This window comes from Fretibacterium sp., assembly GCF_057312375.1.
Map to the genome: position 1 here is coordinate 23806 of NZ_DBHLDX010000022.1, position 7415 is coordinate 31220.

The 7415-nt window shown below is 61.8% G+C and carries 6 protein-coding genes and 1 tRNA gene; 3 read left to right on the plus strand and 4 right to left on the minus strand.

Features of this window, described 5'->3' with window-relative positions; translation table 11 throughout:
• Nucleotides 1–23 precede the first annotated feature (23 nt).
• The 4 genes from ACO41U_RS05155 to ACO41U_RS05170 all read right to left on the minus strand — a co-directional run bounded on the left by ACO41U_RS05155 (nucleotide 24) and on the right by ACO41U_RS05170 (nucleotide 4483).
• Nucleotides 24–1046, minus strand: coding sequence for a uroporphyrinogen decarboxylase family protein (locus ACO41U_RS05155; protein WP_485942132.1), 1023 nt, complete (start codon nucleotides 1044–1046; stop codon nucleotides 24–26).
• A gap of 425 nt (nucleotides 1047–1471) precedes the next feature.
• Nucleotides 1472–2356, minus strand: a complete 885-nt coding sequence (locus tag ACO41U_RS05160) for a LysR family transcriptional regulator (protein ID WP_485942134.1) — start codon at nucleotides 2354–2356, stop codon at nucleotides 1472–1474.
• A 176-nt stretch (nucleotides 2357–2532) separates the two neighbouring features.
• Nucleotides 2533–2925 carry a metal-dependent transcriptional regulator gene (locus tag ACO41U_RS05165; RefSeq protein ID WP_485942136.1) on the minus strand — a complete coding sequence of 131 codons (393 nt, stop codon included), beginning with the start codon at nucleotides 2923–2925 and terminating at the stop codon, nucleotides 2533–2535.
• A 175-nt stretch (nucleotides 2926–3100) separates the two neighbouring features.
• On the minus strand, nucleotides 3101–4483 hold the full coding sequence (locus tag ACO41U_RS05170) for an MATE family efflux transporter (RefSeq protein ID WP_485942138.1): 1383 nt from the start codon (nucleotides 4481–4483) through the stop codon (nucleotides 3101–3103).
• Between the two features lie 173 nt (nucleotides 4484–4656).
• On the opposite strand from ACO41U_RS05170, the gene ACO41U_RS05175 reads away from it, so the two are divergent.
• The 3 genes from ACO41U_RS05175 to ACO41U_RS05185 all read left to right on the plus strand — a co-directional run bounded on the left by ACO41U_RS05175 (nucleotide 4657) and on the right by ACO41U_RS05185 (nucleotide 7413).
• Nucleotides 4657–5832: an NAD(P)-dependent malic enzyme gene (locus tag ACO41U_RS05175; RefSeq protein ID WP_485942140.1), complete on the plus strand. Its 1176-nt coding sequence runs from the start codon at nucleotides 4657–4659 to the stop codon at nucleotides 5830–5832.
• Between the two features lie 31 nt (nucleotides 5833–5863).
• A complete protein-coding gene (gene fumC / locus ACO41U_RS05180) occupies nucleotides 5864–7240 on the plus strand; it encodes a class II fumarate hydratase (protein ID WP_485942142.1) in 1377 nt (458 codons plus the stop codon).
• 89 nt (nucleotides 7241–7329) lie between these two features.
• Nucleotides 7330–7413 (plus strand) — tRNA-Leu (locus tag ACO41U_RS05185).
• Nucleotides 7414–7415: the final 2 nt, after the last annotated feature.

Genomic DNA, 7415 nt, shown 5'->3' on the forward strand with positions numbered 1-7415 from the left:
GCGAGACCATTCTTGAGTCTGGATTACCTTGCCCCGGCAGCGTACTTAATCGCCGCCTGCCTCACCCATTCCAGGCGGTTATCGTCGATGTCCGTGGGGACAGTGCAGTCTGCGCCAAGCATCACGCCGATCTGCCCGGCATCGTCGAGGTAGCGATAAACCTCCGCCTCCACTTCTTCCCGCGTGCCTTTGTAAATTGTTTCGTCCTGGGCAAAGCCTCCGCAAACCGGCTTTCCGCCAAAGAACTTTTTGCCCTCTGAAAGGCTGATGCCCTCCGCGTGAACCGCCCAGTTGAAGATGGGGACGTCGTAATCCTTGTATAGATCCATGTTGTTGCTCTTTCCGTGATAGCCGCATATGTGCAGCATATTGATTTTGCTCAACTTGTTTGTTTCGGCCAGAACTTTTTTCTCCGAGACCGCGATATGCTTCACGTAGAGGTCGTCCGGGATGTAGTGCGCCTGATTGTTGACGCTGAAGTAAAGGCCCTCTGCGCCACATTCCGTCAGGATCATCTTGTTCAGGGCGATCACGCTGTCCGCGATGATGTCGAGCGCCTTTTCTACTGCAGAGGCATCCTCATCCAAAAAGGCGGACAGCCTTGAGTGCTCGACGGCGAGGCCGATGTCCAAACCGCTCAGCCCGTTGCGCAGGATGATGCAGGGCGAGAAGCCGGTAAAGTAGATCGGCGCATCGGACCCCTCATAGATTTTGACAACGCGCTCCGTCAGCTCCCGACTCTTCTCAAAGAACAGGGAACCTGGCTGTGGTGGCTGTATATTCCTCAAGTCGGAGGCCTGCTTCACGAAGCTGACGTCCAGGGGCATGATCATCAGGCTGTCGTTCATGATCTTGATGACGTCCGGGTCAAAAATCGCTCTGGCCTTGCGATGGCCTTCAATGTTGTGCTCAAAGGCCTCTTTGTTCTCCAGCCCCTTGAGCCACTCCGCCTCCGAACAGAAGTGGTGGAAGAGCGCAACCGGCACCCGATCCACCGGCTCGTTGTGAAGAAACTTCTCAAACCTCTCTCGCTTCGTCATTACCATTTTCCTTCTCCTTTCTCTCGCCGTCTTCAACGGCTTGATGGAGAAATTATAATATTCGTCATACTTTTTCGCAAATCTATTTTAAATCGCTTTATAGATGAAGCGTTGATAGATGAAGCGGCTTTTGAGAGCTCAGTGAAGGCGTAACTTTGGGATCGGACAACAGGGGGCATTATGGAGTCAAAAATCAATAAACCCCGCTCAGCGAACGGGGTTTGTGAGAGAATGGGGGACCATCGGTTTTAACGACTGGCGGAGGACATGAGGATGCGCATAAAATTTAAGAATCCAATGCTAATCAATACTTGCGTTTAACTTCTGTCCTTAAATGCCCGCATTTGTGCCCGTGTCGTCGCTTCGGCACAACGTCCAGGGTTCTTCCGTTCGCTTCGCTGCCCTGGTCAGGAGCTTGTATCGTCCGAACGTCACTCCTGTTCCGACTGGTGCCGGAAGTTCAGGTACTCCAGGAAGCGCTTCACCGCCGGGGAGGCGGTCTGACGGCTCCGCAGGGCGACGCCGATATTGCGATAGACCTCGACGTCCAAAGGCTTGATGAGTATCTTATAGGGAATACGCTTCAGGATGAGGGAGGGGAGGACGCTGATGCCAAGGCCGCTCTCCACCATGGACATGATGGCGTAGTCGTCCCATGTGGTGAAGTGTACGTTGGGCTTCAGGCCGAAGTGCTCGAAGATGCCCGATATCTCCGCCCGCGCCCCCTTCTCCAGCAGCATGAAGGGGAGGTCGCAGAGAGCCTGCACGGGGAAAACCTCGCAGTCGGCCATGGGGTGGTCCGTGGGGATGACCGCCATGAACTGGTCCTGCTTCAGGAAGATCGTCTCAAGCTTCGGGTGGGCGGGCAGCCTCAAGAAGCCACAGTCCACTCGGCCCCGCAGCACCCACTCCTCGATCTCCGCGTAGTCGCCCAGCAGGAGCTCGTAGTCGATGTTGGGGCAGTCCTTCTGAAACTCCTTGATGATGGGCGGCAGCCAGTGGGTCGCTACGCTGGAAAAGGTCCCGATGCGGATCAGCCCCGTCTGCAGGCCGTTCAGGCTGTCCACCTGCGTTTCCAGCTTCTGAAACGCGCGGCACAGCTCTTCCGCGCAGGGCAGAAGCCTCATGCCGTCGGACGTCAGCCGGACGCCCCCCTTGCTCCTCTCCAGGAGCGACACCTTCCACTCCTGCTCCAGGTCGCTGATCATCCGGCTGACGCCGGACTGAGAGTAGGACAGCGCCTCCGCCGCCTTTGTGAAGCTCCCATACTCAACCGTCTTGACAAAGGCGAGGTACTTCTGCAGGTTCATGTCCATGGGTGCTCACCCGATTTCATGCATAAGGTTCACAGCTTCAAGAGCCGTTATGCGATTTTGTAATCCATTGCATTTTATACTACACGGTTTGCGCTGAGATTGCAAGGCGGCTTGAGGGGCAAAAAAACCGCGGCCACGAGGGCCGCGGGAGAGGGATCAACGTCGGGTTTCAGGGGTCACGCCTCCGACTTGACCTTCTCGGCGTAGCGGCACAGGGCGCCGAAGGTCTCCTCGCTGATGTCGTGCTCGATCTTGCATGCGTCGGTCATGGCCTGCTCCGGACTGACGCCGAGGTAGATAAAGAACTTCGTCAGCATCTTGTGCTTCGTGTACGTGCTGTCGGCGATCTCCATGCCCGAATCCGTCAGCACCAGCATCCCCGCGTGGTCCGTGGTGACGAAGCCTCGCTCCTTCAGGCGCTTCGTGGCGTAGGTCACGCTGGGCTTCGCCACGCCGAGCTGCGCCGCCACGTCGACGGACCGCACGTAACCCTGCCGCTCCTTGATCATCAGGATCGCCTCAAGGTAGTTCTCCTCCGTCTTCCCAACCTCTGCCGCCGTAGTATCCATGCCAGATACCCCCTAATTTTTAACTAAGATTAACATTATTTAACCTAAATCTCAAGTAAAATCTTCAGGGCTTTTGTCCGGCGCAACCATTTTTCAGTAAAAATACTGAGCGCTTGGCGTGTCTTTGACACGTTTTCTCCCAAAGAGCGGATATTGCAGCGCGCCACAGCGCCGTTCAGAAGTTGCCGAGGGTGCGGCGGCTGAAGGCCCGCGGGCGCAGCCTGTAGTAGGCGACGATCGTGGCGACGCTCATCAGGACCCAGGAAACGGCGTAGACGTTCATGAGCATCTCGAAACTACGATCCCACTGAAAGACCGTGAGGAGCCAGAAGATGCGGAAGACGCAGGAGCCCATCAGGGTGATGACGGTCGGGGTCATGGAGTAGCCAAGCCCTCGCAGCGCCGCCCCGGGGATCTCGTAGAACCCCACCAGGAACTCCAGGGCCGCCGAGCGAAACAGGCGCGCCATGGCGAAGGTCATGACGGCGGCGTCCACGGTGTAGAAGCGCATCAGCGGTTCGCTCCAGAAGGAGAAGGCGGCGCAGGTGAGCGCCGTCAGGCCGATGCCCCAGAACATGCTGATGGCGTAGATGCGGCGGCAGCGTTCCTCGTCCCCCGCCCCGTAGTTCTGGCTGGTGAAGGTCATGGACGCCTGAGCGAAGGCGCTGATGATGAAGTAGGCGAAGTACTCGAAGTTCAGCGCGGCTGCGGAACCGGCGGAGGCGTTGGCCCCGAAACTGTTGATGCCCGCCTGGATGAAGACGTTGGACAGGGAGAAGACGACCCCCTGCAAACCCACGGGGACGCCAATCTTCAGGATGCGGTGGGTGTGCCCTCCTTTCAGGGACATCTCCCTCCAGTTGAAGGCGAAGGGGGCCGGCTCGCGCATCAGGCAGCTCATCACCATCCAGGCGCTGATGACGTTCGAGATCACCGTTGCAATAGCCACGCCGGTGACGCCCAGGTGAAAGACGATCACCAGCACCAGGTTCAGGATGACGTTGACAACGCCGCCCACCACCAGGAACCAGAAGGGTCGCCGGCTGTCCCCCTTGCTACGCAGCACGGCGGAGCCGAAATTGTAGAGCATGATGAAGGGCATTCCCATAAAGTAGATCTCGAGGTACGTCACGGCCAGCTCCAGCACGTCGGGGGGCGTGGAGAGCATCCTCAGCACGGGGCGCGAGAGCACGAGCCCGGCAGCCGCCAAAAAGAGGCCGCTGATCAGGGCGAGGAGGACGCTGGTGTGTACGGCCTGACGCACCTTCTCCCGTTCCCCCTGCCCGATGTAGTTCGCGATCAGCATGTTGGCGCCCACGGAAACCCCCACAAAGAGGTTGACCAGCACGTTGATGACCGCCCCGTTGCTGCCCACCGCCGCCATGGCCTGGCTGCTGTCGAACCGTCCCACCACGGCCACGTCCGCCGAGTTGAACAGCTGCTGCAGGATGGTGCTGGCCGCAAGCGGCAACGCGAACAGGACGATCTTGTCCCACAGGGACCCGTGCAGCATGTCGATCTGGTTGTTCTTTTGGCTCTTTCCGGCGCGTTCTGCCATGATCCCGATCTTCCCCTCCGAAAATTAAAGCAGGCCGGCGCGCAGGGAGCGCGAGCCCTCTTACCCGCTATTATAGCGTGACTGCACCATCCGCGCTGGCGCTATAATCGCTATAATAACGAGGGCCGCAGCGCCAGGCCGGCAATCACGCAACGGAAAGGAAGTCTTGAGTTATGGATTACGCGAAGGAATCGCTTCGGCTTCACGGGGAGTGGAGGGGCAAGATCGAGGTCGCCGTCCGCGTCCCCGTGCAGACGAAGGAGGAGCTGGCCCTGGCCTACACGCCCGGCGTGGCCCAGCCCTGCCTTGAGATTCAGAAGGACGTGGACAGGAGCTACGACCTGACGCGCCGCTGGAACCTCTGCCTCGTGGCCACGGACGGCAGCGCCGTGCTGGGGCTGGGGGACATCGGGCCGGAGGCCGGGATGCCCGTGATGGAGGGCAAGTGCGCGCTATTCAAGGCCTTTGGCGGCGTGGACGCCTTTCCCCTCTGCATCCGGTCCCACGACGCGGACGAGATCGTGGAGACGATCTACCGGATCTCAGGCTCCTTCGGCGGCGTGAATCTGGAGGACATCTCAGCGCCCCGCTGCTTCGAGATCGAGCGCAAGCTGAAGGAGCGCTGCGACATCCCCATCTTCCACGACGACCAGCACGGCACGGCCGTCATCACGCTGGCGGGCCTGACGAACGCCCTGAAGCTGACGGGCCGGACCCTGCCGGAGGCCCGCGTCGTCATCAACGGCGCCGGAGCCGCTGCCGTCGCCATCGCAAAGCTCCTGCTCAGCGCGGGCGCGCGGGACGTGACCCTCTGCGACCGGATGGGGACCCTCTACCGGGGCCGGAAGCAGGGCATGAACTGGATCAAGGCGGAGATGGCGGAGGTCACGAACCCGGCCGGCATCCGGGGGACCCTGGCTGACGCCATGAGGGGAGCGGACGTCTTCATCGGCGTTTCCGCTCCAGGAGTGGTGACGCCGGACATGGTCCGCAGCATGGCGAAGGACCCCATCCTCTTCGCCTGCGCCAACCCCACGCCGGAGATCTTTCCGGACGAGGCTCTGAGCGCCGGAGCGAAGGTCGTGGCCACCGGCCGCAGCGACTTCCCCAATCAGATCAACAACGTGCTGGCCTTTCCAGGCATCTTTCGGGGCGCCTTCGACGTCCGCGCGCGGGACATCAACGAGGAGATGAAGATGGCCGCCGCCAACGCCCTGGCGGACCTGGTGGACGAGGCGTCCCTCAGGCCGGACTTCATCATCCCCGACGCCATGGACTCCCGCGTCGTCCACGCCGTGTCCCACGCCGTGGCGGAGGCCGCCCGGAGGAGCGGGGCCGCGCGCCTCTAGCTCTTTGGGGAAACGGACCGGAGGAAACGTCATGGAATACCGCGTCGAACACGACTCCATGGGCACGGTGAACGTGCCCGCGGACCGATACTGGGGTGCCCAGACGGAGCGCAGCCGGCGAAACTTCCCGATCGGCACGGGACTGGAGACCATGCCGCGGGAGGTCATCCACGCCTTCGGCATCCTGAAGCGGGGGGCCGCCGCGGCGAACCGCGCCCTGCGTCCGGAGAAGATGACGGAGGAGAAGTGTCGCGCCATCACCCAGGCGGCGGAGGAGGTGGCCGAGGGGAAGCTGGACGATCACTTTCCCCTCGTGGTGTGGCAGACCGGCTCCGGCACGCAGTCCAACATGAACGCCAACGAGGTCATTGCCAACCGGGGCAACCAACTGGCCGGGCGCCCGCTGCTGCACCCCAACGACGACGTCAACATGTCGCAATCCTCCAACGACACCTTCCCCACCGCAATGCACATCGCCGCGCTCCTCGCGCTGGAGGACCACCTCCTGCCGGCCGTCGACGGCCTGATCGCGACCTTCCGGCGGCTGGAAGTGGAACACGAAGGCGTGGTGAAGTGCGGCCGAACGCACCTTCAGGATGCGACCCCCATACGCTTCTCCCAGGAGATCTCCGGCTGGCGCAGCAGCCTGGAGCGCGACGCCGAGATGCTGCGAGCCGCGGCGGTCCCTCTGCACGAACTGGCCCTGGGGGGCACGGCCGTGGGCACGGGGCTGAACGCCCCCGCGGGCTTCGACGTCGAGGCCGCCCGCGCGATCTCTGGCCTGACGGGCAGGGAGTTTCGCCCCGCGCCCAACAAGTTCCACGCCCTGACCTCCAGGGACGAGCTGGTCTTCGCCCACGGCGCCATGAAGGCCCTGGCCTGCGACATGATGAAGGTTGCCAACGACGTGCGCTGGCTGGCGTCGGGGCCACGGCTTGGGCTGGGCGAGATCCACATTCCGGAGAACGAGCCCGGCTCCTCCATCATGCCGGGGAAGGTGAACCCCACGCAGTGCGAGCAGGTGACGATGGTGGCCGTGCAGGTGATGGGCAACGACGCGGCCGTCGGCGTGGCGGCCTCGCAGGGCAACTTTGAGCTGAACGTCTTCATGCCCGTCTGCATCTACAACTTTCTTCAATCCGCGCGCCTCCTGGGAGACTCCATCGCCTCCTTTGACGAACGGTGTGCCGCGGGGATTGCGGCGAACCGGGAACGGATGCGCGCTAACCTGCACGGCTCCCTGATGCTGGTGACGGCCCTGAACCCCTTCATCGGCTACGAGAACGCCGCCAGGACGGCGCAGCTGGCCTTCAAGGAGGGGCTGTCCTTGAAGGAGGCCTGCGTGAAGCTGGGCTTTCTGACGCCCCAGCGCTTCGACGAGGTCTTCCGTCCGGAGGAGATGGCCTGAGGGGCCCGGCGGGCAAGGACCGGCGCCCCCTGACCTCGCCCGTTCCGCTTGACAACCTCCGGCGCTTCCGATTACAATACTTACCGTTGGCCGGGATGGCGGAATCGGTAGACGCAGTGGACTCAAAATCCACCGGTGGCAACACTGTGGGAGTTCGAGTCTCCCTCCCGGCACC

What these genes read in the sequence shown, in the direction of transcription:
- ACO41U_RS05160 (WP_485942134.1), bottom strand. Translation starts at nt 2,356, where the DNA reads ATGGACATGAACCTGCAGAAGTACCTCGCCTTTGTCAAGACGGTTGAG.
- ACO41U_RS05165 (WP_485942136.1), bottom strand. Translation starts at nt 2,925, where the DNA reads ATGGATACTACGGCGGCAGAGGTTGGGAAGACGGAGGAGAACTACCTT.
- fumC (WP_485942142.1), top strand. Translation starts at nt 5,864, where the DNA reads ATGGAATACCGCGTCGAACACGACTCCATGGGCACGGTGAACGTGCCC.
- ACO41U_RS05175 (WP_485942140.1), top strand. Translation starts at nt 4,657, where the DNA reads ATGGATTACGCGAAGGAATCGCTTCGGCTTCACGGGGAGTGGAGGGGC.
- ACO41U_RS05155 (WP_485942132.1), bottom strand. Translation starts at nt 1,046, where the DNA reads ATGGTAATGACGAAGCGAGAGAGGTTTGAGAAGTTTCTTCACAACGAG.
- ACO41U_RS05170 (WP_485942138.1), bottom strand. Translation starts at nt 4,483, where the DNA reads ATGGCAGAACGCGCCGGAAAGAGCCAAAAGAACAACCAGATCGACATG.